General features: G+C 59.1%; 24 protein-coding genes and 4 tRNA genes. 8 read left to right on the top strand and 20 right to left on the bottom strand.

Translation table 11 applies throughout. The annotated features are described in order from the left end of the window. Positions 1-93 precede the first annotated feature (93 nt). Complete coding sequence (locus AC0J41_RS08500) at positions 94-642, top strand: cytochrome b (RefSeq protein WP_025108924.1); 549 nt, start codon at positions 94-96, stop codon at positions 640-642. Positions 643-699: 57 nt separating this feature from the next. Here AC0J41_RS08500 and AC0J41_RS08495 read toward each other — a convergent pair whose 3' ends face one another. Beyond that, positions 700-1,626, bottom strand: a complete 927-nt coding sequence (locus tag AC0J41_RS08495) for a 1-aminocyclopropane-1-carboxylate deaminase/D-cysteine desulfhydrase (RefSeq protein ID WP_473015159.1) — start codon at positions 1,624-1,626, stop codon at positions 700-702. A 226-nt stretch (positions 1,627-1,852) separates the two neighbouring features. Next, the gene (locus tag AC0J41_RS08490) at positions 1,853-3,892 is read right to left on the bottom strand and encodes a 2,4-dienoyl-CoA reductase FMN-binding domain-containing protein (RefSeq protein ID WP_473015158.1); all 2,040 of its coding nucleotides are present in this window, start codon (positions 3,890-3,892) and stop codon (positions 1,853-1,855) included. Between the two features lie 206 nt (positions 3,893-4,098). On the opposite strand from AC0J41_RS08490, the gene AC0J41_RS08485 reads away from it, so the two are divergent. Next, on the top strand, positions 4,099-5,229 hold the full coding sequence (locus tag AC0J41_RS08485; protein ID WP_473015157.1) for a nitrilase-related carbon-nitrogen hydrolase: 1,131 nt from the start codon (positions 4,099-4,101) through the stop codon (positions 5,227-5,229). A 3-nt stretch (positions 5,230-5,232) separates the two neighbouring features. Next, entirely contained in the window at positions 5,233-6,273 is a 1,041-nt protein-coding gene (locus tag AC0J41_RS08480) for an AraC family transcriptional regulator (RefSeq protein WP_025108920.1), read from the top strand. A gap of 392 nt (positions 6,274-6,665) precedes the next feature. Here AC0J41_RS08480 and AC0J41_RS08475 read toward each other — a convergent pair whose 3' ends face one another. Next, positions 6,666-7,562: a DUF2242 domain-containing protein gene (locus AC0J41_RS08475; RefSeq protein ID WP_473015156.1), complete on the bottom strand. Its 897-nt coding sequence runs from the start codon at positions 7,560-7,562 to the stop codon at positions 6,666-6,668. A gap of 92 nt (positions 7,563-7,654) precedes the next feature. Continuing rightward, the gene (locus AC0J41_RS08470; protein ID WP_473015155.1) at positions 7,655-8,554 is read right to left on the bottom strand and encodes a LysR family transcriptional regulator; all 900 of its coding nucleotides are present in this window, start codon (positions 8,552-8,554) and stop codon (positions 7,655-7,657) included. A 120-nt stretch (positions 8,555-8,674) separates the two neighbouring features. Between AC0J41_RS08470 and AC0J41_RS08465 the strand changes: the two genes are divergently transcribed. Then, on the top strand, positions 8,675-9,871 hold the full coding sequence (locus tag AC0J41_RS08465) for an MFS transporter (RefSeq protein ID WP_473015154.1): 1,197 nt from the start codon (positions 8,675-8,677) through the stop codon (positions 9,869-9,871). 183 nt (positions 9,872-10,054) lie between these two features. Here the strand turns inward: AC0J41_RS08465 and AC0J41_RS08460 are convergent, their stop codons facing one another. The 10 genes from AC0J41_RS08460 to AC0J41_RS08415 form a co-directional block, all read right to left on the bottom strand. Beyond that, entirely contained in the window at positions 10,055-11,926 is a 1,872-nt protein-coding gene (locus AC0J41_RS08460; protein ID WP_473015153.1) for a SurA N-terminal domain-containing protein, read from the bottom strand. A 236-nt stretch (positions 11,927-12,162) separates the two neighbouring features. After that, positions 12,163-12,435: an HU family DNA-binding protein gene (locus tag AC0J41_RS08455; protein ID WP_008077714.1), complete on the bottom strand. Its 273-nt coding sequence runs from the start codon at positions 12,433-12,435 to the stop codon at positions 12,163-12,165. A 148-nt stretch (positions 12,436-12,583) separates the two neighbouring features. Beyond that, positions 12,584-14,980, bottom strand: a complete 2,397-nt coding sequence (gene lon, locus AC0J41_RS08450) for an endopeptidase La (RefSeq protein ID WP_025108914.1) — start codon at positions 14,978-14,980, stop codon at positions 12,584-12,586. Positions 14,981-15,142: 162 nt separating this feature from the next. After that, entirely contained in the window at positions 15,143-16,426 is a 1,284-nt protein-coding gene (clpX, locus tag AC0J41_RS08445; RefSeq protein WP_473015152.1) for an ATP-dependent Clp protease ATP-binding subunit ClpX, read from the bottom strand. 112 nt (positions 16,427-16,538) lie between these two features. Further along, positions 16,539-17,174 (bottom strand): ATP-dependent Clp endopeptidase proteolytic subunit ClpP, encoded by a 636-nt coding sequence (gene clpP, locus AC0J41_RS08440; protein ID WP_003223631.1) that lies wholly within the window; start codon positions 17,172-17,174, stop codon positions 16,539-16,541. A gap of 92 nt (positions 17,175-17,266) precedes the next feature. Further along, positions 17,267-18,577, bottom strand: coding sequence for a trigger factor (gene tig / locus AC0J41_RS08435; RefSeq protein ID WP_025108913.1), 1,311 nt, complete (start codon positions 18,575-18,577; stop codon positions 17,267-17,269). Positions 18,578-18,975: 398 nt separating this feature from the next. Then, positions 18,976-19,051 (bottom strand) — tRNA-His (locus tag AC0J41_RS08430). 76 nt (positions 19,052-19,127) lie between these two features. Beyond that, a tRNA-Leu gene (locus AC0J41_RS08425) sits at positions 19,128-19,212 on the bottom strand. A gap of 56 nt (positions 19,213-19,268) precedes the next feature. Beyond that, positions 19,269-19,344: transfer RNA gene (locus AC0J41_RS08420), tRNA-His, on the bottom strand. 32 nt (positions 19,345-19,376) lie between these two features. Next, positions 19,377-19,453, bottom strand: a tRNA-Arg gene (locus AC0J41_RS08415). Positions 19,454-19,728: 275 nt separating this feature from the next. On the opposite strand from AC0J41_RS08415, the gene folD reads away from it, so the two are divergent. Further along, positions 19,729-20,583 (top strand): bifunctional methylenetetrahydrofolate dehydrogenase/methenyltetrahydrofolate cyclohydrolase FolD, encoded by an 855-nt coding sequence (gene folD, locus AC0J41_RS08410; protein WP_025108912.1) that lies wholly within the window; start codon positions 19,729-19,731, stop codon positions 20,581-20,583. 230 nt (positions 20,584-20,813) lie between these two features. Further along, entirely contained in the window at positions 20,814-21,752 is a 939-nt protein-coding gene (pbpG, locus tag AC0J41_RS08405) for a D-alanyl-D-alanine endopeptidase (protein ID WP_025108911.1), read from the top strand. Between the two features lie 53 nt (positions 21,753-21,805). Here pbpG and AC0J41_RS08400 read toward each other — a convergent pair whose 3' ends face one another. The 3 genes from AC0J41_RS08400 to AC0J41_RS08390 form a co-directional block, all read right to left on the bottom strand. Then, complete coding sequence (locus tag AC0J41_RS08400) at positions 21,806-22,012, bottom strand: hypothetical protein (protein WP_473015151.1); 207 nt, start codon at positions 22,010-22,012, stop codon at positions 21,806-21,808. A gap of 12 nt (positions 22,013-22,024) precedes the next feature. Further along, positions 22,025-22,231 (bottom strand): DUF6021 family protein, encoded by a 207-nt coding sequence (locus tag AC0J41_RS08395; protein WP_473015150.1) that lies wholly within the window; start codon positions 22,229-22,231, stop codon positions 22,025-22,027. An 88-nt stretch (positions 22,232-22,319) separates the two neighbouring features. Continuing rightward, positions 22,320-22,991 (bottom strand): hypothetical protein, encoded by a 672-nt coding sequence (locus AC0J41_RS08390; RefSeq protein WP_025108908.1) that lies wholly within the window; start codon positions 22,989-22,991, stop codon positions 22,320-22,322. A gap of 234 nt (positions 22,992-23,225) precedes the next feature. On the opposite strand from AC0J41_RS08390, the gene AC0J41_RS08385 reads away from it, so the two are divergent. After that, entirely contained in the window at positions 23,226-23,393 is a 168-nt protein-coding gene (locus AC0J41_RS08385; protein WP_473015149.1) for a hypothetical protein, read from the top strand. Positions 23,394-23,467: 74 nt separating this feature from the next. On the opposite strand, the gene AC0J41_RS08380 is transcribed toward AC0J41_RS08385, so the two are convergent. Both AC0J41_RS08380 and AC0J41_RS08375 read right to left on the bottom strand, forming a co-directional pair. Continuing rightward, positions 23,468-24,217 carry a TerC family protein gene (locus AC0J41_RS08380; protein WP_473015147.1) on the bottom strand — a complete coding sequence of 250 codons (750 nt, stop codon included), beginning with the start codon at positions 24,215-24,217 and terminating at the stop codon, positions 23,468-23,470. Between the two features lie 29 nt (positions 24,218-24,246). Continuing rightward, on the bottom strand, positions 24,247-24,489 hold the full coding sequence (locus tag AC0J41_RS08375) for a hypothetical protein (protein ID WP_025108906.1): 243 nt from the start codon (positions 24,487-24,489) through the stop codon (positions 24,247-24,249). A 153-nt stretch (positions 24,490-24,642) separates the two neighbouring features. On the opposite strand from AC0J41_RS08375, the gene nhaR reads away from it, so the two are divergent. After that, positions 24,643-25,542: a transcriptional activator NhaR gene (gene nhaR / locus AC0J41_RS08370; protein ID WP_025108905.1), complete on the top strand. Its 900-nt coding sequence runs from the start codon at positions 24,643-24,645 to the stop codon at positions 25,540-25,542. Here the strand turns inward: nhaR and AC0J41_RS08365 are convergent. Then, positions 25,537-26,700 (bottom strand): MFS transporter, encoded by a 1,164-nt coding sequence (locus AC0J41_RS08365; RefSeq protein WP_473015146.1) that lies wholly within the window; start codon positions 26,698-26,700, stop codon positions 25,537-25,539. The two genes, nhaR and AC0J41_RS08365, sit on opposite strands and share 6 nt — an antisense overlap. Positions 26,701-26,925 lie beyond the last annotated feature (225 nt).

The following is a 26,925-nucleotide window of genomic DNA, read 5'->3' as shown; positions in this document are numbered from 1 at the left end:
AGCATCAGGCAAATCCGCCAAAGCGGATTACAGTTAAAGCATGCCGTCGCACAAGAGCGGCAGTAGTGACCCTGATCTGTGAGGAAATACCGTATGCCGTGGACAAGTTCCGAATCACGCTACAGCACCGTGTCCGTCCTGCTGCACTGGCTGATGCTGGTCCTGTTGGTGCTGGTGTATGCCAGCATGGAGTTGCGCGGGATCTTTCCCAAAGGCAGTGGCGGGCGCACGCTGATCCGCGAAGTGCATTACATGCTCGGCCTGACCGTGTTCGTGCTGGTGTGGTTTCGCCTTGTGGCGCGCAGCATTGGCCCGGCACCGAAAATCTTCCCGGCTTCGCCGCAGTGGCAAACCCTGTTGGCGCGGGTGATGCACTGGCTGTTGTACCTGTTCATGATCAGCATGCCGATTCTCGGCTGGCTGATCACCAGCGCCGAGGGGCATCAGGTGATGTTCTACGGTTTCGACTTGCCGTTGCTGGTCCATGAAGACAAAGCTTTCGCCAAGCAGGTGGAGCACTGGCACGTGTTGATCGGCAACACCGGCTACTGGCTGATCGGCCTGCATGCGCTGGCGGGGCTTTATCACCATTATGTGGTGGGCGATAACACTTTGTTGCGGATGATGCCCAAGCGCGGCTGAACATGGCCTCGGTGAAATCCCCAGTGGCGAGGGAGCTTGCTCGCTCGCCACAGACGTTCAACTGCCGGGGATGAATCCTCGACGCCCCTGCAACCCTCCCGTATGCACGAAGATCAGCCGCGTGCCTTGCTCGAACCTGCCCGCTGCAACCTGCTGCTTCAGCGCCAATAACGCCTTGCCGGTATACAGCGGCTCCAAGGGGACGCCGCTGCTCTGTTCAGCATGCTCGATGAACTCAAGCAACACCGGATCAACCTTGGCGAAGCCACCCCGGCTAGCATCGAACAACGCGTAACCCGCCGCACTCAGTCCCGCTTCCCGCACAATCGCCTCAACCTGCGGTGCCACGCCATGATCATCAGGCACCGCCAGCGCGCCGTACACCGGATGCTCCCCGGCCTCGGCGAGCACCAGCCCGGCGAGTGTCGTCCCGGTGCCGCAGGCCAGCCACCAAGCGTGATAATCGCGCCAGCCCAGCTTGCTCAATTGCGCGCTCACCTGTTCCTTGAGCGCCTTGCAGCCCAAGGCACCCGCCAATCCGCCACCGCCCTCCGGTACTGCGTGCAGTTTCGGGTACTGCGCCTGCCAAGGCTCCCAGAACCCCGGTTCATGCCGCGCCCGATAGCCGCCGTAACCGAGCCAGTGCAATTGCATGCCGAACACCTGCAGATCCGTCACCGTGGGCGTCTGCTGCGGATGCCCGCGCAACAGGCCAACGGTTTCGAATCCCAGACGTTTACCGGCAGCCGCCAACGCATGCAGATGATTGGAATGCGCGCCACCGAGGCTGATGATGCCCTGCGCGCCGGCGCGGTCAGCGACCTTGAGGTGTTTAATGAGCTTGAACCATTTGTTGCCGCTGATCAGCGGGTCGATCTGATCCAGACGCAGGATCGCGACTTCGATGGCGGCGTGGGTGAGCCAGTCGAGTTGAAGCCGTTCGAGAGGGGCTTGGGGTAGCCAATCGGAGGGAGGCAAAAGCATGGGCGGCGATTCGATCTGGACAGAGCCGGCATTCTAGTCGCTCATCAGCAGCCGTCGCGAGCAGGCTCGCTCCTGCATTGGATCGATGGTGCTCACCGAATCTGTGAACAACACAAACCCTGTGGGAGCGAGCCTGCTCGCGAAGGCGTCGTGTCAGTCGACATGTGTATTGGCTGATACTCCGCTTTCGCGAGCTGGCTCGCTCCCACAGGTTAAGCGGCGGAGCTTAAAGTTCAGCGGCGAGGCGCGAACCCTGATTGATTGCACGCTTGGCATCCAGCTCCGCCGCGACATCGGCGCCGCCGATCAGGTGCACGTTCTGCCCCGCTGCCACCAGACCTTCCTGCAGATCACGCAGTGGATCCTGGCCGGCGCAGATCACGATGTTGTCCACCGCCAGCACTTGCGGCTCGCCGGCTTCGCCGATGCGGATGTGCAGGCCTTCGTCGTCGATCTTCAGGTATTCAACGCTGTTGAGCATCTGCACCTGCTTGTTCTTCAGACCGGTACGATGGATCCAGCCGGTGGTCTTGCCCAGACCGTCGCCGACCTTGGTTTTCTTGCGCTGCAACAGGAATACTTCGCGGGCCGGCGCATGAGGTACGGCTTTGATCCCGGCCACGCCACCCCGCGCTTCCAGGTGAGTGTCGATGCCCCATTCTTTCCAGAATGCGGTGCGATCCAGGCTGGTGGCCACGCCTTCATGCACGAGGAATTCCGAGACGTCGAAACCGATACCGCCCGCACCGATCACTGCGACACGTTTGCCAACAGGTTTGCGCTCAAGGATCACGTCGATGTAGCTCAGCACCTTGGCGTTCTCCACGCCGGGAATCGCTGGCACTCGCGGCGCGATGCCGGTGGCAAGGATGATTTCGTCGTAGCCACCTTCAACCAGTTTCGCCACGTTGACGCGGGTGTTCAGGCACACCTCGACGTGGGTGGTTTGCAGCTTGCGCTTGAAATAGCGCAGGGTTTCAAAAAACTCTTCCTTGCCCGGTACTCGCTTGGCGATGTTGAACTGGCCGCCAATCTCGCTGGCCGAATCGAACAGGGTCACCTGATGGCCACGCTCGGCAGCCACGGTCGCGGCAGACAAACCGGCAGGCCCGGCACCGACCACGGCGATCTTTTTGATCTGCTGCACCGGCAGGTAGTTGAGCTCGGTTTCATGGCAGGCACGCGGGTTGACCAGGCAACTGGTGAGTTTGCCGCCGAAGGTGTGATCGAGGCACGCCTGATTGCAGCCGATGCAGGTGTTGATTTCGTCGGCGCGGCCTTCTGCGGCCTTATTGACGAAGTCCGGGTCGGCGAGGAATGGCCGCGCCATCGAAACCATGTCCGCGTCGCCTTCGGCGAGAATCTGCTCGGCGATTTCCGGGGTGTTGATGCGGTTGGTGGTGATCAGCGGAATGTTCACCGATCCGCGCAGCTTGGCGGTGACCTTGCTGAACGCCGCGCGCGGCACTTTGGTGGCGATGGTCGGGATCCGCGCTTCGTGCCAGCCGATACCGGTGTTGATGATGGTCGCGCCGGCCTGCTCGATGGCTTTGGCCAGGGTCACGATCTCTTCCCAAGTGCTGCCACCCTCGACCAGATCGAGCATCGACAGACGGAAAATGATGATGAAATTCGGGCCGACCGCTTCACGCACGCGGCGCACGATTTCCACCGGCAGGCGCATACGGTTCTCGTAGCTGCCGCCCCAGCGGTCGGTGCGGTGGTTGGTGTGTGCGGCGAGGAACTGGTTAATGAAATAACCTTCCGAACCCATGATTTCCACACCGTCGTACTCAGCGGTCTGCGCCAGCACCGAGCAAGTAACAAAGTCGCTGATCTGCTTCTCGATGCCTTCCTCGTCCAGCTCTTTGGGCTTGAACGGGTTGATCGGCGCCTGAATCGCACTCGGCGCGACCTGTTTCGGGCTGTAGGCATAACGCCCGGCGTGGAGGATCTGCATGCAGATCTTGCCGCCCGCCTCGTGCACCGCGCGGGTGACGATGCGGTGTTTGAGCGCTTCTTCCTCGGTGGTCAGCTTGGCCGCGCCGGAGTACACGCCGCCCTCGTCGTTCGGACCAATGCCGCCGGTAACCATCAGGCCGACACCGCCACGGGCGCGCTCGGCGAAGTAGGCCGCCATGCGTTCGAAGCCGCCCGGTTTCTCTTCAAGGCCAGTGTGCATCGAGCCCATCAGGGTACGGTTGCGCAGCGTGGTGAATCCCAGGTCCAGCGGGGCCAACAGGTGCGGGTAATGAGCGGCGGTCATCGGTAACTCCACAACGAGCGATCACGGAAATTGCGGGAGCTCTGCGTCCCCCATCAGTCATGTTCGACAGCCTAAGAGTCGCACTGCTGTCACTCAATGACCGAAACTGACAACTTATTGATCCAAATGCGCAGCGCCCCTTGGCAAGCGCGAGCATGCGCCCTACCCTAGTTGCCATTCTCTGTACCCGGTTGTTGTTGGTTTTCATGCGCAAACTTCTGTACCTGTTCTTTTCCATGGCCATCGTTGCCGCCCTTACCACCTACGCCATGTGGGCGGCGGACCGGCCGGCGGGGCATTACCTGTCTGACCTGCGCATCAAACTGGCGGTCGATCAGGGCACACCGGCCGATCGCGGCAACTTGCTGGGGATTCAGCCAGAACTGTTTCCTACCGACTACCAAAGCCCTGAACGCCTGCACCGCAAACTCGCGGCCTATCTGCAGCAGGCGCAGGATCAGGGGCTGTTGAACGAAAAAACCGTGGTGGTCCTGCCTGAGCATGTCGGCACCTGGCTGATGATCAGCGGCGAGAAAGACGAGCTGTATCAGGCTCCCACCCTCGCTGAAGCAATGAACTGGCTGGCGGCGAGCAATCCGCTGCTGTTCGCCCGCGCCTGGCTCAGCGCCAAGGGCGAGAACCGCCTCGACGACGCGCACCTGCGCATGAAGTCCAGGGCCATGGCCAAGGATTACCAGGCCCTGTTCGGCGGTCTTGCCAAAGAGTTCCATGTAACGCTGGTGGCCGGCTCCATTGTGCTGCCCGAGCCGAGCATCCGTGATGGCCAACTCAAGCCCGGCAGCGGTTCGCTGTTCAACAGCAGCGTGGTGTTTGGCCGTGATGGCGTGCCGCTGGGCCAGCCCCAGCGGCAGATGCACCCGATCTTCGAACAACGCGACGTGATCGAAAGCGAAGACGAGCATGCGATCACCGTGGTCGATACCCCGGCCGGGCGTCTCGGCGTGCTGATCGGCAGCGACAGCTGGTACCCGGACAACTATCGCCAACTCGACGAACTCGGCGCGCAACTGGTGGCGGTCCCGGCGTTTGTGGTCGGTCACGGTGCGTGGAACCAGCCGTGGGGCGGTTACAAGGGTTCGAGTACACCGGACTCGGTCAGCCTCAAGCCCGGGGAAATCAGTGAAGGCCAGGCCTGGCATCGCCTGACCCTGACTGCGCAGCCACCGAGCAGCCGTGCCATCGCCGGCATGAGCGTGTTCCTGCGCGGGCAGTTCTGGGACAAGCCCAGTGCGGGGCAAAGCTTCCTCAGCAGCAACGGTCAGCAATTCGCCGATGGCGAGGCCCGTGGCGCGCGCCTGCTGAATATCTGGTTGTAAGCCATGAAACCACTGCCGATGCGCCTTGGGGATCTGTCGGTAGGTTTCGTCCACAGCCTTGCCGATGCGGTGCGCAGCCATGGCGCCGATCCGCAACCGCTACTCGAACAGTATGGCCTGGACACCGCGCGACTGGCCGAGGCCGGTGCGCGGCTGTCGATCCCGCGCTACATGCGTCTGGGGCACAGCGCGATCCAGTTGACCGGCGATCCGGCGCTGGGCCTGCGCATGGGCCAGCTCAGCCGCTTGAGCCAGGCTGGACTCGCCGGAGTCACCGCCGCGCAAGCGCCGACCGTACGCGAAGCGGCCCGCTGCCTGATCCGTTTCGAGCCGTTGTATGGCTCCAACTACCGTGGGCAATCGAGTTTTCACGAAGACGCCCATGGCGCGTGGCTGCGCTTCTACTCGATCAGCCCGTACAACGCCTATAACCGCTTTGTGGTGGATTCGATCATCGCCGGCTGGCTGCATCAGCTGTCCAGCGTCGGCCGCGAGCCACTGCGGGCCGAGCGTATCGACATCGAGTTTGACCAGCCGGACTACCGCGATGCCTACAGCGTACTGGGCGACTGCCCGATCCAGTTCGGTGCCGAACGCAATCAACTGCGTCTGAACCTGAACAGTCTGGCCCTGCGCAACCCGGAACACTGCCCGAGTACCTGGAAGCATTTGCTCGCGTTGTGTGAGCGGGAACTGGAACAATTGACCCGCACCCGCAGCCTGCGTGAACGCATCACTCAGTTGCTGGGGCCGTTGCTCAATGGTGGCAGGGAACCCGATCTGGAAGAAGTGGCGGCACGCCTGAAGCTGCCGACCTGGACTTTGCGACGCAAACTGGCCGAGGAAGGCACGCAGTTTCGCGCGATCCTCAATGACACCCGCCGCGACCTGGCAATGACCTACATTCGCGACACCGAACTGGCGTTCGGCGAGATTGCCTACCTGCTGGGCTTTGCTTCAGCCGAGGCGTTTCAGCGCGCCTTCAAACGCTGGAGCAGTCAGACACCCGGCGAGTTTCGCCGCAGTCACCGCAAAAGCGCCTGACACCTTACAACTCGGTAGCGTCTTCGGCCGGCTCTGGCTGATCCAGTTCAAACGCCTGGTATTCGAGCAGTTCTTCTTGATAGTCGTCCATCGTGTCATCCCCCTACTGCCCGCTTGAAAAATAGCCCGGTCAAATGACCAGTGCCTCGAGCATATCGTGCCCGTATGAAGGAAAAGTGAAACCTGGCCTTCATGAATAAAACGTAGCAGGTGGTCAGGAATTTATCGCGGGATTTTTGTCGGGGGAATGTAACGAGATTTCACATGTTGCAGAAACAACTGTGGGAGCGGGCTTGCTCGCGAAGGCGCAGTGCCAGTCAATGCCTATGTCGACTGATACAACGCTTTCGCGAGCAAGCCCGCTCCCACAGGGTTCGCAGCTTGTTGGCCGGTTACTGCATCGCAGGAATCGGCTCGGAGGGCGGCGGAATATTGCTCGGGTTGGCCGGCGGCGTGATCGTCTCGGTGGCCGGTGCAGGGTCTGCACTCGGCGCCGGAGTGATCGGCGCAGACTCGGCCGGCGGCACCACCGGCTCGGAACCCACCGGCGCCGGTAAAACCGGGGCTGGCGCGGGTGTCGCTGCCGGGGCTGCCGGTGTGATCGTCTGGGCTGGCTCGACAATCCCTGCCGGAGGTGGCGCGGGCGCTGTCTCTACTGCGGGCGCTGGTGTTGCAGGAGTTGTCGGCGCTACAGCGGCAGGCTTCGGCTCCGGCACACCCAGATCAGTCTTGGGCTTTTCTTCGATGTGCGCGGCTTTCTTCGCATCGGCCGGCAGGAACAGCTCAACCAGGGTGAAGAAACGCTCATAGAATTTCTGCGAGGTCACAGTCTCACTGGCAACCTTGACCATCGAGTCGTCCGAGGAGCCGATCGGCATCGACACCGAACCCAACACGCCGACCCCAAGGCTGGCGGAGTTGTTGGTCTTCTTCAACGCATAGCGGTCCTGCAAGGCGTTGGCGAACACCGTGGCATGGTGCTTGGCACTGCCGTCTTCGGCACACACTACGTTGAAGCTGATTTCCAGGTGGGTTTCACCGGTCTGCTGGAAGCTCTTGTGGCCACTGACCAGTTTCGGGTCACTGCTGGTGATGATGTAGCCCTGGCTGAGCAGCGCACGACGGGCCGCCTCGCAACTGGCGACATCGGCCACCGGGTAATTGCGAGAATACGTACCGGAATCGTCGAAATTCTCATGCTCATAGATCGGCTTGTCTTTCGAACAGCCGGCAACAGCGGTCAACAACAGCGCCAACCCAACGACACGCATGGGAGTTGAAATCAACATTAAACATCCTGAGGGAAAACGGTCCGGGGCGTATTGTGCTACAGATCGCGGCCCCGCGGCGTATGGATTAGTGTCTTAAAACAGTTACAACTTTACCGATGATGAGCGTCTGGAAAAAGCCGCGTCGATAAATGATCGATGAATACCCGCAATTTGGCGGTTGCATGGCGGCTTGAAGGCCACAACACCCAGAACTGACCGACATGTTGCAGATGCTCATCGAGGACTCGTTGCAGGCGTCCTTGCCCCACCGCCTCGTGGGTCATGAAGTCCGGCAGGCAGGCGATGCCCATCCCGGCGAGGGCGGCATGGCTGACGGCTTCGATGGAGGTACTGACCAGCCGCGTCGGCAAACTCGGCTCAGGCGCGCCCTCCTCGCGGATCAACGGCCAAGGCTCCAGCTTGCCGGTGGCGTGGAAGGTATGCCGCAGGCAGGCATGCTCTGCCAGATCGGCAGGTGCCTGCGGTACACCGCGCTGCTGCAGATACGACGGACTTGCCACCAGCACCATGTGAAATTCACCCAGGGGCCGTGCCATCAGCCGTGAATCCCGCGGTTTACCGGTACGGATCACCGCATCGAAGCCCTCCTCGACCACATCGACCATACGATCGGTGAGGTCCAGATCCAGCTCGATCTGCGGGTACAGCGCCATGAATGCGTTCATCACCGGCATCACCAGCCCGTGCACCTGCGGCAGGCTGATGCGCAGCTTGCCATGCGGCTGTGATGCCGAATTGCACAGTTCGAACTCGGCGGCCTCCACCTCGGCGAGAATTTTGCGACAGCGCTCCAGGAACAGCGCGCCTTCGCTGGTCAGCGTGATACTGCGAGTGGTGCGATGGAACAGCCGTACGCCGAGTCGCGCTTCGAGCCGCGCAATACTCTTGCCGACCGCCGAAGACGAGACCCCCTGCAACCGCCCGGCCTCGGTAAAACTGCGGGTTTCGGCGACCTGCACAAACACCGAAATACTGCCCAGGCTGTCCATCCCGATCCTCCCATTCACGACACTTGTGTCCGATATGTTCGGAACCGTAACCCATTTTTCTCTAATGCGCAGCGCCCTAGCCTATGGCCTTCACCCTCTTGGGCAAATGGACGCTGACTCATGAACGATGCACAACTGACCTCCGCAGACCTCACCCAGCCGGCCGAGGCACGCGAACGACTACCCTTGGGCGCCCTGCTGGCCCTGGCCACCGCCGGCTTCATCACGGTGCTGACCGAAGCCATGCCCGCCGGCCTGTTGCCACAAATGAGCGCGGGCCTGAATGTCTCACAGGCGCTGATCGGGCAACTGGTAACGCTGTATGCCATCGGCTCGATGCTGGCGGCCATCCCGCTGACCATCGCCACCCGAGGCTGGCGTCGTCGACCATTGCTGTTGTCAGCCATCGGCGGGTTTGCCATCGCCAACAGCATCACCGCCCTGTCGGAGCTGTACTGGCTGACGTTGATCGCACGCTTGCTCGCCGGGGTCTTTGCCGGACTGTTGTGGGCGCTGCTGGCAGGCTATGCGAGCCGCATGGTTGCCCCCCACCTGCAAGGCCGGGCGATCACCGTCGCCATGCTGGGCGCGCCGCTTGCACTGTCGCTGGGCATACCAGCCGGCACGCTGCTCGGCACCCTGGTGGGCTGGCGCCTGAGCTTCGCCATCATGACCGCACTGACGCTACTGCTGGTGATCTGGGTGCGTTTGCAAGTGCCGGATTTCGCCGGCGAACGCACAGGAAAACGCCTGCCCTTGCGTCAGGTCTTTACCCTGCCCGGAGTGCGCTCAGTGCTGTTCGTAACCCTGTCCTACGTGATCGCCCACAACCTGCTGTACACCTACATCGCACCGTTCCTGCAACCATCGGGACTGGGTAGTGATATCGATCGGGTGTTGCTGGTGTTCGGTCTGGCCTCGGTGCTGAGTCTGTGGATCGTCGGCAGCCTGATCGATCGCTGGCTGCGCGAACTGGTGCTGATCAGCACGGTGCTGTTCATGCTCTCGGCCGTCGCTCTTGGCCTGTGGCGTGAATCGGCGTCAGTGGTCTACAGCGCTGTCGCCGTGTGGGGTCTGGCATTCGGCGCGATGCCTTCCCTGCTGCAGACTGCCTCGGCAAAATCCGCTGGAGAGGCTGCCGATACGGCGCAATCGATGCTGGTGACGCTGTGGAATGTCGGGATTGCCGGGGGTGGGCTGGCGGGTGGTTTGCTGCTGGGGAATCTGGGAGTTGGGGGCTTTCCGTGGATTGTGGTGGGGCTGCTGGTTTTGACCTTGGGTGCGGCGGTCAGGGCGCGGGGGCATGGGTTTGCTTGATTGGGATTTTGAGGGGGTGGGTGGCTGCCAGGCCGCCTTCGCGAGCAGGCTCGCTCCCACAGGGGGATTGGGTTTGTTCAGTGGGGGAATGCTCGGCGGTCAGGCCGCCACGACCAAAAACCCAGGCCAAAAAAAAGCCCCGACCATCAGATCGGGGCTTTCCTGTCACGACTCAGTCAAACATCAATACCGCTTGATGTCCGCCTGACTTTCCAACTGCTTGCGGAACGCCGCAAAGTCCTGCTGCCCCTCACGAGAAGCAAGGAAGCGACGGTACTGCGCCTTCTCTTCATCAGTCGGCGCCACCGCTTCGTTCACGCCATTGAGGCGCACGATCATCAGGCTACCGTCCTGCAACGTCACGCTGCTGAAAGTCGGCTTGTCCTTGGACACTGGTTTCGGCATACGGAACAACGCCTGCAGCACAGTTGGGTCAACCCCTTCCTGAGCACGAGTCGCCGCAGCAACAACCTTCCAGTTCTGACCATCAACCGCTTTGTCCAGAGGAGTCTTGCCATCGCGCAGGCTGGCAATCAACTGATCAGCCTTGGTCTTGGCAGCAGCGCTGGCGTGCTCTTTGGTCAGTTGGGCACGGATTGCCGTGTTCACGGCTTCCAGCGGCAACTGCTCAGGCTTCAGATGTTCCTTGGCGCGCAGCACAACCACGGTTTCCGGATCCAGCTCAATGCCGGTGCTGTTGGCGTTTTCTTCCAGCACTTCCTGGCTGAAGGCAGCCGCCACCACAGCACGGTTGGCCGCGATACCCTCGCCACCTTCACGGCCGAACGGCTTGGAAGTGTGCACGGTCAGTTTCAGATCAGCCGCTGGCTGGGCCAGGTCAGATGCTTCGAACGCCGAATCTTCCAGTTGCTTGGTCGCCTCGACGAAACGCTGCTCAACCTGTTGGGTCTTCAGCTCGCGGGTCAGCTTGTCTTTCAGGCTGGCCAGGGTCGGCACTTCAGGCGCTTCAACACCCAGCAGCTTGATCAGGTGATAACCGAAGTCGGTACGCACCGGCTCGGACACCTGGTCCTTGTTCAGCGAGTACAGGGCTTTTTCGAAGGCTGGATCGTAGACGCCAGGACCTGCGAAACCGAGGTCACCGCCATTGTTGGCCGAACCCGGATCCTGCGAGAACTCCTTGGCCAGCGCTTCGAATTTCTCGCCCTTGGCCAGACGCGCCTGGACTTCTTCGATCTTCGCCTTGGCCTGAGCATCGGTGGTCTTGTCGTTGACTTCGATCAGGATGTGCGCCGCGCGACGCTGTTCCGACAGATTGGCAATCTCTTTCTGATACGCCGCCTGCAGGTCCTCGTCCTTCACGGCAACCTGGTCGAAGAACGAAGACTTCTTCAGCTCGACGTAATCGACAACCACCTGTTCAGGGGTCATGAATTCCTTGGCGTGCTCGTCGTAGTAAGCCTTGACCTCATCGTCGGTCAGCTTGACTGCGGCAGGGTCGGCCTTGACGTTCAGCGAGGCGAAATCGCGGGTCTGTTTTTCCAGACGGGCAAAGGCCAGCACTTCGGCGTCAGTGACGAAACCACTGCCCGCCACGCCGGCACGCAACTGACCGATCAGCATTTCCTGAGCCAGCATCTGGCGGAATTGCATGCGGGTATAGCCCAGTTGACGGATCACCTGGTCGAAGCGCTCGGAGCTGAACTTGCCGTCCACCTGGAATTCAGGGGTCTGCAGGATCACCTGGTCCAGTGCACCTTCGGAGAAAGCGAATTTCGACTGTTCTGCGCCTTGCAGCAGCAGCTTGCGATCGATCAGACCCTTGAGGGCCGATTCGCGGAGCATTTTTTCGTCAAGCAAGGAAGCATCGAAGTCCTTGCCCAGCTGTTGCATCAGCTGACGGCGTTGCATGTCAACGGCCTGGCTCAGCTCGTTCTGGCTGATTTCTTCACCATTGACCTTGGCCGCATCGTTGGTGTGCGTGGTGGCCTTGAAAATGGCATCGAAACCGGTCAAAGCCATCAGTGCAACGATGACCCCGATAATGGTCTTGGCAATCCAGCCTTGTGAATTGTCCCTGATATTCTGCAGCATGCGTCCCCCAGAAACGGTTGAACTTCAAAAATTTGGCAACCGTGGAGCGTGGGTAGAATCCGGATAGAAGAAAGGCGCATCCGAGGATGCGCCTTCTCGTAACTGGCGGAGCGGACAGGGCTCGAACCCTCGATCCCGGCGTTACAGGCCACTGCTTCAGCGACCTGCTCTACCGCTCCGCTGCCAAGTCAGGCATGACCCCGACCCGGATGGGTAAAAACCTGAAACAAACTAACTTAGTTAACCGCTTCTTTCAGTGCTTTACCGGCTTTGAAACCTGGCTTTTTAGCAGCAGCGATTTGCAGCGTCTTGCCGGTCTGTGGGTTACGACCAACGCGAGCTGGACGATCAGTCACGGAGAAAGTGCCGAAACCAACCAGAACAACGGAGTCGCCAGCCTTGAGAGCGCCAGTGACGGATTCGATTACAGCGTCCAGCGCACGGCCAGCAGCAGCTTTCGGGATATCAGCGGATGCAGCGATAGCATCAATCAGTTCCGACTTGTTCACTCTAAGTCCCCTTATATCTATTTTGAGATGATTCTAAGTTTTTTGGTGAAAGCAAAAACGAGTGCTGAATGGCCTACAGACACTTAAGAGCCGCTTTATAACAAGGGCTCTAAAAAGCTGTCAAGGAAGCCCCCCAGGCAAAAACGTATTAATGCGTGCTAATTCTTTCCTTTGAATCAGACTCACGTTTTTCGTCCTTGGAAACTATCTCCGGAGCCACATCCGGCAAGGGCTCCGGCGCGTATTGCAGCGCAATTTGCAGGACCTCGTCAATCCATTTAACCGGTTTAATCTGCAGATCCTGCTTGATATTGTCAGGAATCTCCTTCAGATCACGCACGTTCTCTTCCGGAATAATCACAATCTTGATTCCGCCACGGTGAGCCGCGAGCAGTTTTTCCTTCAGACCACCAATCGCCAGCACCTGACCACGCAGGGTGATCTCGCCGGTCATGGCGACATCGGCGCGTACCGGAATCCCGGTCAATGCCGAAACCAGTGCCGTGCACATGCCCACACCGGCGCTAGGACCGTCTTTCGGGGTCGCCCCTTCCGGCATGTGGATGTGCGTGTCGCGCTTCTCGTGGAAGTCCACCGGAATGCCCAGACTCTTGGCGCGGCTGCGCACCACCGTCAGGGCTGCGGTGATCGATTCGACCATTACATCGCCCAGCGAACCGGTCTTGATCAGCTGGCCTTTACCCGGCACGACGGCTGCTTCGATCGTCAGCAGTTCGCCGCCCACCTGAGTCCAGGCGAGGCCGGTGACCTGACCGATCTGGTCCTGCTGCTCAGCCAGACCATAGCGAAACTTACGCACACCGAGGAAGTGTTCCAGCGCATCAGCTGTCACTTTCACCGAGAAGCGTTTTTCCAGCGCATGCTCTTTGACGGCCTTGCGGCAGACCTTGGCAATCTGCCGCTCAAGGCCACGCACACCGGCTTCACGGGTGTAGTAACGGATGATGTCGCGGATGGCTTCTTCGTCGAACTCCAGCTCGCCTTTCTTCAGACCGTTGGCGGTGATCTGCTTAGGCGACAGGTACTTGACGGCGATGTTGATCTTTTCGTCTTCGGTGTAGCCCGGCAGACGAATCACTTCCATCCGGTCCAGCAGTGCTGGCGGGATGTTCATCGAGTTCGAGGTGCACAGGAACATCACGTCGGACAGGTCGTAATCGACTTCCAGATAGTGATCGTTGAAGTTGTGGTTCTGCTCTGGATCGAGCACTTCCAGCAACGCCGACGCCGGGTCGCCACGCATGTCGCTGCCCATTTTGTCGATTTCATCGAGCAGGAACAGCGGGTTGCGTACACCCACCTTTGTCATCTTTTGAATCAATCTTCCCGGCATCGAACCAATGTAGGTTCGGCGGTGACCACGAATTTCCGCCTCGTCACGCACACCACCAAGGGCCATGCGCACAAATTTACGGTTGGTGGCATGGGCGATCGACTCCGCGAGCGAGGTTTTACCCACGCCAGGAGGACCCACCAGGCACAACACCGGGCCACGGATCTTCTTCACACGCTTCTGCACGGCGAGGTATTCAAGGATGCGCTCCTTGACCTCTTCGAGACCGTAGTGATCGGCATCAAGAATGTCTTCAGCACGCGCCAGGTCGAGGCGTACCTTGCTTTGCGCCTTCCACGGCACCTGCACCAGCCAGTCGATGTAGGAGCGCACCACGGTGGCTTCAGCGGACATCGGCGACATCTGCTTGAGCTTGTTCAGCTCGGCGGTGGCCTTGGCCAGGGCATCTTTTGGCAAGCCGGCAGCATCGATGCGCTTTTTCAGCTCTTCGATTTCGTTGTGACCTTCGTCACCGTCGCCCAGCTCCTTCTGAATGGCCTTCATCTGCTCATTCAGGTAGTACTCGCGCTGGCTGCGCTCCATTTGCTTTTTGACGCGGCCGCGAATGCGTTTTTCAACTTGCAGCAGATCGATCTCGGCATCCAGCAAGGCGAGCACGTGCTCGACCCGGGCCGACAGATCGATGATTTCGAGGATTTCCTGCTTCTGCTCGATTTTCAGCGCCATGTGCGCGGCCATGGTGTCGACCAGGCGGCCAGGCTCATCGATGCTGTTGAGCGACGACAGGACTTCAGCCGGGACTTTCTTGCCCAACTGAACGTATTGTTCGAACTGCGACAGCAGGCTGCGCACGAACACTTCCGACTCGCGCTCGGCAGCGTCGACTTCGTCGATCAGCGAGACCTCGGCACGGCAGTGCCCGTCGACTTCGCTGAAGCGCTCTACAGCCCCACGCTGCTCACCTTCGACCAGAACCTTGACGGTGCCGTCCGGCAGTTTCAGCAACTGCAGTACGGTGGCGATTGTACCTACGCGATAGAGAGCGTCTTCACCGGGATCATCGTCAGCCGGGTTTCTCTGGGCCAGCAGCAGGATCTGCTTGTCGCCCGTCATCGCGGCCTCGAGGGCTTCGATGGATTTCTCGCGCCCCACGAACAGCGGGATAACCATGTGCGGATAAACCACGACATCACGCAATGGCAGGAGAGGCAATTCGATGGTTGTCTTCATGATTTCGCCTCTACGGCGGCCATATGGCCGTAATCAGATGGAATTAAGCTTGAAACCAAGATGGGGGCTGCCTTGAAAAAAAACAAGCGCAAAGCGGATGTAAAAAACGACATAAAAAAAAGAGGCCCGAAGGCCCCTTCTTTGTTCCGGCAGTGTGAACGCTTACGCGTCCGGCGCTGCCTTGGCCGTCGGCTCACTGTTTTCGTAGATATACAGTGGCTTGGACTTGCCTTCGATCACGCTTTCATCGATGACGACTTTGCTCACCTCGGACTGCGAGGGGATTTCGTACATCGTGTCGAGCAGCACACCTTCGAGAATCGAACGCAACCCACGGGCACCGGTTTTACGTTCCAGGGCACGCTTGGCGACCGATTTCAGTGCGTCGGTCCGGAACTCCAGATCCACGCCTTCCATCTCGAACAGCTTGGCATACTGCTTGGTCAGAGCATTTTTCGGCTCGGTGAGGATCTGCATCAGCGCAGCCTCGTCAAGCTCGTCCAGCGTCGCGAGGACCGGCAGACGACCGACGAATTCCGGGATCAGACCGAACTTGACCAGATCGTCAGGCTCGACTTCACGCAGGGATTCACCGACTTTCTTGCCTTCTTCCTTGCTGCGCACTTCTGCGTTGAAACCGATGCCGCCCTTGGTGGAACGGTTTTGAATAACCTTTTCCAGACCAGAGAACGCACCACCGCAGATGAACAGGATGTTACGGGTGTCGACCTGCAGGAATTCCTGCTGCGGATGCTTGCGGCCACCTTGCGGCGGAACGGAAGCGACCGTGCCTTCGATCAACTTCAGCAAGGCCTGCTGCACGCCTTCACCGGAAACATCGCGGGTGATCGACGGGTTGTCGGACTTGCGGGAAATCTTGTCGATTTCATCGATGTAGACAATGCCCATCTGGGCTTTTTCCACGTCGTAATCGCACTTTTGCAGCAGTTTCTGAATGATGTTCTCGACATCTTCACCTACGTAACCGGCCTCGGTGAGGGTGGTTGCGTCGGCAATGGTGAACGGAACGTTCAGCAGGCGGGCCAGTGTTTCGGCCAGCAAGGTCTTACCCGAGCCTGTCGGGCCGATCAGCAGGATGTTGCTCTTGCCGAGTTCGACGTCGTCAGCCTTTTTGTCACGCTGGTTCAGACGCTTGTAGTGGTTGTACACCGCTACGGCCAGAACCTTTTTCGCACGTTCCTGACCGATTACGTACTGGTCAAGGATGCCGCTGATTTCTTTAGGCGAAGGCAATTTATGCGCGCTGCTTTCGGCCTGTGCTTCCTGCACCTCCTCGCGGATGATGTCGTTGCACAGGTTGACGCACTCGTCGCAGATAAAGACCGAGGGGCCGGCAATCAATTTGCGCACTTCATGCTGGCTTTTGCCACAGAAGGAGCAATAGAGCAGCTTGCCGTTGTCCTCGCCGTTGCGGGTGTCAGTCATTCGTTCGATCCAAATCCGATAGGCTTGCAACACAAGATGAAGGCTATTGCGGGCTTTTTCAAGCCCGCTGGTGGTCGGACCTGCCGACCAACCTTATTTTGAGCTGCTTATTTTACGCGGGACGCTGGCTGATGACTTCGTCGATCAGGCCGTATTCCTTCGCAGCTTCTGCACTCATGAAGTTGTCGCGATTGGTGTCGCGCTCGATTTCTTCAAGCGTACGACCGCTGTGCTTGGCCATCAGTGTGTTGAGGCGCTCGCGGATGAAGAGGATTTCCTTGGCATGGATTTCGATGTCCGATGCCTGGCCCTGGAAACCGCCCAGTGGCTGGTGAATCATCACGCGCGAGTTCGGCAGGCAGAAACGCTTGCCGGGAGCACCGGCCGTCAGCAGGAATGCACCCATGCTGCAGGCCTGACCAATGCAGGTCGTCGATACGTTTGGCTTGATGAACTGCATGGTGTCGTAGATCGACATGCCCGCTGTCACCGAACCGCCTGGGGAGTTGATGTAAAGATGGATGTCCTTGTCCGGGTTTTCCGCTTCAAGGAACAGCAATTGCGCACAGATCAGGTTGGCCATGTAGTCCTCTACAGGACCCACCAGAAAGATTACGCGCTCCTTCAGAAGGCGCGAGTAGATGTCATAGGCGCGCTCGCCACGAGCAGATTGCTCGACAACCATCGGGACCAGGCCGCCTGCGGCCTGGATATCAGAGTTCTGCTGAATATACGAATTACGGAACATGCTCTGCAGTCACTCCCAAATAGTTATGTCTTGAATACGCATAAGCCAGCTCGAAGGCTGGCTTATGTGTGTACTTCTTAACGCAAAAACAATCAGTCGGCTTTTGGAGCTTCTACCGGCTTGACCGCTTCTTCGTAAGAGACCGATTTGTCGGTCACGCTAGCTTTCTGCAGAACAGTATCCACAACTTGTTCTTCCAGCACAACCGAACGAACTTCGTTCAGTTGCTGCTCGTTCTTGTAGTACCAGGACACGACCTGCTCAGGCTCTTGATAAGCCGAAGCCATTTCCTGAATCATTTCACGAACGCGGGCTTCGTCAGGCTTCAGGTCGAATTGCTTGACCACTTCAGCCACGATCAGACCCAGCACTACACGGCGCTTGGCTTGTTCTTCGAACAGCTCGGCCGGCAGTTGGTCAGGCTTGATGTTGCCACCGAACTGCTGAACAGCCTGCACGCGCAGACGGTCAACTTCGTTGGACAGCAGAGCCTTCGGCACTTCGATCGGGTTGGTGGCCAGCAGACCGTCCATCACCTGATTTTTGACCTTGGACTTGATGGCCTGACGCAGTTCACGCTCCATGTTCTTGCGAACTTCGGTGCGGAAACCGTCGATGCCGCTCTCCTTGATGCCGAATTGAGCGAAGAACTCTTCGTTCAGCTCAGGCAGTTTAGGCTCGGAAACGGTGTTGACAGTCACGGTGAACTCGGCGGTTTTGCCAGCCAGGTCCAGGTTCTGATAGTCCTCTGGGAAGGTCAGGTTCAGAACGCGCTCTTCGCCCGCTTTAGCGCCAACCAGGCCTTCTTCGAAGCCCGGGATCATGCGACCGGAACCCAGCACCAGCTGAGTGCCTTTGGCGGAGCCGCCAGCGAATGCTTCGCCGTCAACCTTGCCAACGAAATCGATGTTCAGCTGGTCTTCGTTCTGAGCAGCGCGATCGGCCACTTCGAAACGGGTGTTCTGCTTGCGCAGAATGTCCAGCATCTTGTCCAGATCAGCGTCAGCCACGTCAGCGCTCAGGCGCTCGACAGTGATGCCGTCGAAACCGGCAACGGTGAACTCAGGGAACACTTCGAATACGGCTACGTATTCCAGGTCCTTGCCTGCTTCCAGCGATTTTGGTTCGATCGAAGGCGAACCGGCCGGGTTCAGCTTCTGCTCAACCACAGCTTCGTAGAAGGACGACTGGATGACATCACCAACAGCTTCCTGACGAGCGTCAGCACCGAAACGGCGCTTGATTTCGCTCATTGGCACTTTGCCTGGACGGAAGCCAGCAATCTTGGCCTTTTGGGCAGTCTGCTGCAGACGCTTGTTGACCTGGCTCTCAATACGCTCAGCCGGCACGGTGACGCTCATGCGGCGCTCAAGAGCAGTAGTATTTTCAACAGAAACTTGCATGGATATTCCTCGTTGCACAGACGTAAGCCGGCCGTTTCCGACCCCAGAATCAAGGGCATGCATTCTAGTGGGTCAAACTCAAGAAGTCACCCTACTGAAAACGGGTAAAAAAACAGCAGGCCATTTATAGGTGTGAATGCATCAATGCACCCCACCCCGAAGACGAATAAAGATCATCACGCCAGGGCTCTGCTTCAACCGCTTCTATATATAGAAGCATTGCGCGCCATCTCCCTGACGGCCGATCCCGTGAACATGGCCGGCGGTCGGCACGATAATCCCAGGCCCACGAACACGACGAAACGCCCTGCCCTTGCGGCCCGAAACCTGCACAACCCAACCACAAGCCGTAAAACAAAAAAGGCGCCAGACTGTTAAATCTGGCGCCTTTCGAAATATGGGGTGGACGATGGGGATCGAACCCACGACAACGGGAGTCACAATCCCGTGCTCTACCAACTGAGCTACGCCCACCATATTGCATTGCAAAAAAGCCTTTCGACTTGCTTGCGGAACTTCATCAGGCCTGCGGCATGAATGAAGCTTTAATTGGTGCGGATGAAGAGACTCGAACTCTTACGCCTCGCGGCGCTGGAACCTAAATCCAGTGTGTCTACCAATTCCACCACATCCGCAGATGAAGCTTTAAAGCAAAGGCGCCAGACTGTTACATCTGGCGCCTTTCGAAATATGGGGTGGACGATGGGGATCGAACCCACGACAACGGGAGTCACAATCCCGTGCTCTACCAACTGAGCTACGCCCACCATATCGCGTTACTTGTGCCAAAGCTGCCTAATGGCGCACCCGGCAGGACTCGAACCTGCGACCATCCGCTTAGAAGGCGGATGCTCTATCCAGCTGAGCTACGGGCGCCTTATTAATCTGTACCCTTGAAGGACTACAAACTAAATGCTTTCCAGTCTTGCAGAACGTTAATTCCGCTCGACCTTCTTAACCAGTGCTAGGCTGTGCCCGACAAGTGCGACGAATAGTATAGAGCGCTCCCAAGGTCGTCAAATCCTTTTTGAAAAAAATTCATTTAATTAAAGGAGTTAGGGGAATTTGCTGACCAAGCGCCTTTGCCCTCACCGCCTGACATGCGAGAATGCGTTCTCTTTTTTTCCCCTCTCGATGGTTAATCACGCGCAATGACTGCACAACTAATCGACGGCAAATCGATCGCCGCCAGCCTGCGCCAGCAGATCGCCAAACGAGTTGCCGAGCGTCGCCAGCAAGGCCTGCGCACTCCCGGCCTCGCGGTGATCCTGGTCGGCAGCGATCCTGCCTCTCAGGTTTATGTCTCGCACAAGCGTAAAGACTGTGAGGAGGTTGGCTTCCTCTCTCAAGCCTACGACCTGCCTTGCGAAACCACTCAAGAAGCGCTGACCGATCTGATCGATCGCCTCAACGACGACCCGGCCATCGACGGCGTGCTGCTGCAACTGCCGCTGCCCGAGCATCTGGACGCCTCCAAACTGCTGGAACGCATCCGCCCGGACAAAGACGTCGACGGCTTCCATCCTTATAACGTCGGTCGCCTGGCCCAGCGTATCCCGCTGCTGCGCCCCTGCACCCCGAAAGGCATCATGACCTTGCTGGAAAGCACGGGCGTGGACCTCTACGGCCTGGACGCGGTGGTGGTTGGCGCGTCCAACATCGTCGGTCGCCCGATGGCGATGGAACTGCTGCTGGCCGGTTGCACCGTGACCGTCACGCACCGTTTTACCAAGGATCTGGCCGGCCACGTCGGCCGCGCTGATCTGGTGGTCGTGGCCGCCGGCAAGCCGGGCCTGGTCAAGGGCGAGTGGATCAAGGAAGGCGCGATCGTGATCGACGTCGGCATCAACCGTCAGGACGACGGCAAGCTGGTCGGTGACGTGGTGTACGAAACCGCCCTGCCTCGCGCCGGCTGGATCACTCCGGTTCCGGGCGGCGTTGGCCCGATGACCCGTGCCTGCCTGCTGGAAAATACCCTCTACGCAGCAGAAACCCTGCACGCCTGAGGCAAATTTTCAGCAGTAAAAGAACCCCGCCTTGTGCGGGGTTTTTTGTATCTGAGAAAAAACACTAACCGTTCGCCGGAAACCCCTCTTTTTACAGGCGTTTTCACGAGATTTTCAGCTCATTCAAACAACCATCGACAGTTCTTCAGCCATACTCCTAAAATGCGCCGTTTCTAAGAAATAACCCGTTACAAACTAACGGAATATCCAACCTTTATGAGTTCGCCCGCGTGAAAATTCGTCTTTCGATCCTGAGCCTGGTTTTTGCTGTTTCAGGCACATTCGTCACGCCAACCGTCAACGCCGCTGAAACCACCGCCGCGCCTCGCGATGCCTCGCAACTGAAGATCGCCTCCGGCAGCGCCCTGCTTATGGATTTGCAGACCAATAAAGTCATCTATTCGAGCAACCCGGACGTGATCGTGCCGATCGCCTCGGTGAGCAAATTGATGACTGGACTGGTCGTGGTTGAAGCGCACCAGAACATGGACGAATGGATCGACGTCGACATCAGTCACACCCCGGAAATGAAAGGTGTGTTCTCCCGAGTCAAACTGAAGAGCGAACTGCCGCGCCGAGAGATGCTGCTGATCGCCCTGATGTCCTCGGAAAACCGCGCGGCCGCCAGTCTGGCCCACCACTATCCGGGTGGCTATGCCGCGTTCATCGCAGCAATGAACGCCAAGGCCAAGGCGCTGGGCATGACCAACACGCACTACGTTGAGCCAACGGGTCTGTCCGAGCGCAACGTCTCTACAGCCCGCGACCTGAGCAAATTGCTGGTGGCCGCGAGCAAGCACCCTATCCTCAGTGAGCTGACCACCACCAAGGAAAAAACCGTGTCGTTCCGCAAACCCAATTACACCCTGGGTTTCCGCAACACCGATCACCTGGTGAACAAGGCCGACTGGGACATCAAGATCACTAAAACCGGCTTCACCAACCCGGCCGGTCATTGCCTGGTGCTAGTGACCCGGATGGGCAACCGCCCAGTCGCGCTGGTGATTCTCGATGCGTTTGGCAAGTACACCCATTTCGCCGACGCGAGCCGCATCCGCAGCTGGATGGAAACCGGACGCAGCACCAGCGTCCCGGCAGTAGCGCAGCAATACAAGGCCGAGAAAAACCTCAAGGGACGCCAGAGCGGCGTGGTCGAAGCCTCCAAGTAATTCGCGAAACAATAAAAAGCCCCGACATGTCGGGGCTTTTTATTGCCTGCACATCAGTCATTGGGCAGCGGCATCTGCTCGTCATCGGGAATGCCATCGCCGGCACTCGGATCACGATGATGCTCAGGCGTCAGCACATTAGGCCGAGCCAACGGATCACGCAGCGGGCTGTCCGGGTCCAGCACCGGGTCCACCTCCTCTTCAGGCGTGGTCGGCAGACTGTCCGGATGTTTATCGTCGAAGCTGGAATCGGTACTCATACGCACCTCACTTCAGGGTTTCAGATCGGCTAACGGGTCATACGGTTTGGCCGGGCGCTTGCTGCCGTCGTCGGATTGCACGTCTTTCGGTGCCTTGGCCGGGCCGACCGGGTCTACCTGGGGATCGTCGAGGTCCGGCGAATCCGGATCGAAGCCCAGCTCATGACCGGAGGAATGCTCGCTTGAGTGTGGGCCTTTCGGGGATGGGGAATCTGCCATGCTCGCCTCCTGATTCACCCGCGCATTCGGGCTCTATCAATAAGAGGTCTGCCGGACGTGAGGGTGCCCGGCAGATGACGAACGGAACTTAATGTGCGGCCAAGGCCTTTTTGGCTTGCGCCGCTTCACGCTCCTGACCAGCCTGCGCCAACTCGTCAGCAGCCTTGAGCCAGCGCTGGCGGTCGACCTCGGCGGGAATCTGCGAGGGTTTCTGGATCAGCACGGCCCAGCCGCCCGACTTTTCGAATGCCGACTCAAAAGAGCTGAAGCTCATCAGTTCACGATGGTTCATGCCAGCACGCAACAGCACTTTCTGCTTGCGCCGGTCATATCCGGAAAGAATTGCGTACCGCGGTTCAGCCCAGAACGCCGAGCCTTCGCTGAAACGCACCATCACCGGATAACCGGCCGCGACCTGGGTCAGCAAGGCCGGCAGGTTGCTGTCCAGCGGATAAACCACCATGCCGTATTCGCGGGCAAGATTCTGCAGGTTCTGCTGCAACTGATCCTGCGCGCCTGGCAGATGCAGCGGTTTCTCCAGCAGACCGGGCGTGATCATGACGCCCTGTTGCGACAACAGGCTGGCCAGCACTTGCGGACCACTCTGGTTGGCTTCACCCCGATAGAAGGTGCCGCTGAGTTCGACCCGCTCCGGCAAGCGCTTGACCTGCGGCGCCACACTGCCCGCACACCCCGCCAACACGGCCATGCAACCGGCCACCAGCAACGCCCCTCGCAATCGAGTCAATACCTGCACCATCGTCACTCTCTGATCAGACGCCGGTCATCGTGTTCCGGCAACGCCTGCGATCATAGGGCGGCGCACGCCTGCGGTATAGCCTTAAACCGCAGACCGATCGATTGCATAGAGCGAACTGATTGGTCATCACCGACCTTTGGTCAATAGTCTGAAACACCTCATTGACTAGACTGTCACTGAAACAGAGCGAATTGAAAAAGTGTGTGCCCGACGCAGGGCAAAGAGGAGGCACTGATGAGCCTGACCATGACCATCGTAATGTTGATAGCCGGCTGGCTGGCCGTTGCCGCCGCCATGCTCTGGGGCGTGCTGCGCATTGCCCGGCGCCACCATCACCCACTGCCGCCTGCAGCGGTCGAGAAACCGCAAAAACACAACGCCCGCCACGCGACCGCGCACTGAAACCTCAAATGCACCCGCCATAAAAAAAGCCCCTTGAACATCCGGTGTTCAAGGGGCTTTTGGCTTTACGGTGTTTACACGTGCTCAGCCAGTTTCTTCTGCTTCGCCCGGCGCGACATCATGTTCAGCACTTCAATCGCTGCCGAGAAGGCCATGGCCGCGTACACATAACCTTTCGGCACATGAGCGCCAAAGCCTTCGGCGATCAGCGTCATGCCGATCATGATCAGGAAGCCCAGGGCCAGCATCACCACTGTCGGGTTGTCGTTGATGAACTTGGCCAGTGGCTCAGCGGCGAACAGCATCACCATCACCGAGACCACCACTGCGATCACCATGATCGGCAAGTGTTCAGTCATGCCCACCGCGGTAATGATGCTGTCGATGGAAAACACCATGTCCAGCATCAGGATCTGACCGATGGCGGCAGCAAAGCCGAGGGTCACGGTCGATGTTGCGCTTTTCGGGTCTTGCGGCGCCGGGTCCATGCTGTGATGGATCTCGGTCGTGGCTTTCCACACCAGGAACAGGCCACCGGCGATCAGGATCATGTCCTTCCAGGAGAACGCCTGACCCATGATGTCGAGCACAGGCTCGGTCAACTGGACGATGAAGGCGATGGTGCTCAACAGGGCCAGACGCAAGATCAGCGCCATGCCGATACCGATACGACGGGCTTTCTGCCGATGCTGCACGGGCAGCTTGTTGGTCAGGATCGAAATAAAGATCAGGTTATCGATGCCGAGCACGATTTCCATCACCACCAGTGTGGCCAAAGCAACCCAGGCGGCGGGGCTGGCGGCGAGTTCTAACAGATATTCCATGGGTCAGTCCTGACTCTTTGTAAGACGGTTTAGATGGTCTTGGAGGAAGATTCGGATTTTTCCGCGTCTTTTTCCGGTGCTTCTTTTTTCTCGATCAGGCCGCCGGTGGCGTCACTGAGCGCTTGTTCAGCGGCTTTGTGCGTATCGTCGATCGCCTGCTTGGCGCTTTCCGCCGCCTTGCCCATCAACTGCTGAGCGCTTTTCTCGGCCTGGTCGCAACCGGCCATAAGCAGTAAAGACGTAAACATCAGTGCTGGAATTGTGTATTTCATGAGGCTTCCTTCGAATGAACAGACCGGGTCACAGACCACACGTCGATGGCTGGGCATTCTAGGGAGACAAACACTTCAGGAAAATTCGTATTTTTAGCGGCTATACTTCGATTTTTACGAACCCAGCATTCTCCCCGCAGAGGCCATTGCGCGATGCTCAATTACCGACAACTGCATTACTTCTGGGTGGTCGCCAAGACCGGCAGCATCGTGCGCGCCTGCGAACAGCTGAACCTGACGCCGCAGACCATCAGCGGGCAGATTTCGCTGCTCGAACAAACTTATGGCATCGAACTGTTTCAACGGGTCGGCCGCCAACTGGAACTGACCGAAGCCGGGCGCCAGGCCCTGCCCTACGCCGAGCAGATGTTCCAGTTAGGTGGCGAGCTGGAGTTGATGCTGCGTGCCCAGCCCAACGAACAGCAGATCCTGTTCCGCGTCGGGGTGGCGGATGTGGTGCCCAAATCCATCGTTTATCGCCTGATTGCGCCGACCATGGAGCTCAACGAGCCGCTGCGCATCACCTGTCGCGAAGACAAACTCGAACGCCTGCTGGCGGACCTGGCGATCCAGCGCCTGGATCTGGTGATCTCCGACAGCCCAATGCCCTCGCACCTCGACATCAAGGGCTACAGCCAGAAGCTTGGGGAATGCGGGATCAGTTTCTTCGCCACCGCGCAGTTGGCGGCGCAATACGGACAGGATTTCCCGCGCAGTCTCAGTGGCGCGCCGTTGTTGATTCCCGGCGCCGAAACCGTGGTGCGCAGCCGTTTGCAGCGCTGGTTTGCCGAGCAGCAGATTCAGCCGCAAATCGTTGGGGAATTCGATGACAGCGCCCTGATGCAGGCCTTCGGCCAATCGGGCAGCGGGATTTTCATCGGCCCGAGCGTGATTGCCGACGAAGTCAAACGCCAGTACGGCGTCGAGGTGATTGGCCAGACCGATGCGGTGACCGAGTCGTTCTATGCCATTTCGGTGGAACGCAAGGTCAAGCACCCCGGCATCGTTGCGATTACCGAAGGTGCCCGACGCGAACTGTTTACTGCGTTATGACACCTGGGCGCTGGCTTCGCGCGGCTTGAGCGTCATCAGCACCATGGCGAGGAAGACCGACAACAGAATGAACCCGGCCGCCGCGAACCCGAGAAACCCAAGACCGGCACTGTCGATCACCCGGCCACCGATCATCGCACCCAAGCCGATCCCGAGGTTGGCCCCGGCGATGTTCAGCGAGGCGGCAAAGGCCGGTGCCTGGGGTGCGGCTTTCATCAGACGCACATGGCTGACCAGGAACAGCGCGGCCTGGGTGATGCCCCAGATGCCCATGGCAACCGCCAGCCCCAACGTCGAGTGAATGTTCGGCACCAGCGCCACCATGCCGGCAATCATGAACGCGCAGAACAGCACTGAAGCGCCCAGCGGATGACGATCCACCGCGCGGCCGCCCAGCGAGTTGCCGATCAGCCCGACCGCACCAAAGCCCATCAGGCACCAGCCGACCACGGTGCCGTTGAACCCGGCCAGACGCTCAAGGATGTCGGCCAGATAGGTGTACGCGGTGAACATGCCGCTGAACACCAGGATCGACAACAGCACATGGCCAATCATCAGTGGGCTGCGCAGGATCTTGAACTGCGAGGCGAAGCTGACCTGATGCTGATGCAGGCTGGTTTTCGGCAGATAGACAAACAGCAGCAAGGCCTTGGCGAAGGCGATGACCGCCAGAATCGCGAACGCACTGCGCCAGCCGAACGCATCGGAAATCAACGTGCCCACCGGGATGCCGAACACCGTGGCGCAGACAATACCGAAGCCGATCTTGGCAATCGCGCGGCCGGCGTAGTCCGGACCAACGATGTCCACTGCCGTTTCACTGGCCAGCGCCCAGAACACCGGCAGGCCGAGCGCCGGGATCAACCGGGCGATCGCCATCACCCAGATGTTCGGCGCCAGCGCCGCAACGGTGTTGGCCAGGCCGAACATGATCAGGATGGTGATGAACAGTTTGCGCCGCTCGAAACGGGCGAAACAGGCAGTCAAGAATGGACCGAACATCGCTACCGTGAACGCGAATAGAGTCACCAGCAGACCGGCTTGCGGGATGGTCACCGCCAGGTCGCGGGCAATCGCCGGCAGCAGGCCGACAATGACGAACTCCGTGGTCAGCACCGTGAATCCGGCAGCGGACAACAGAAGGATGGGCAACAGCATGAGCAACTCCAGCAAAACGACGACACCAGCGATGACCGAAAGGCCCGCTGGCAACTATTAAAATGAGGATGGCGAATCTTAACAGAGTGTTTCAGCGCTGACTTGCACAAACCTGCCGACTTGCCGATCAATCGGGTGGCAGATCGTCACAGGCCTGAGGGATAACGCCTACGCTGTGATAAAGTCCGCGCCCCGAAAAACGTACACCCAGATCAACGACCGGTT

The sequence above is a fragment of the Pseudomonas sp. Arb-4-2C genome, from assembly GCF_055755015.1.
Note: the sequence above shows the minus strand (reverse complement) of the source record. Positions and strands in the feature narration are given on the sequence as shown.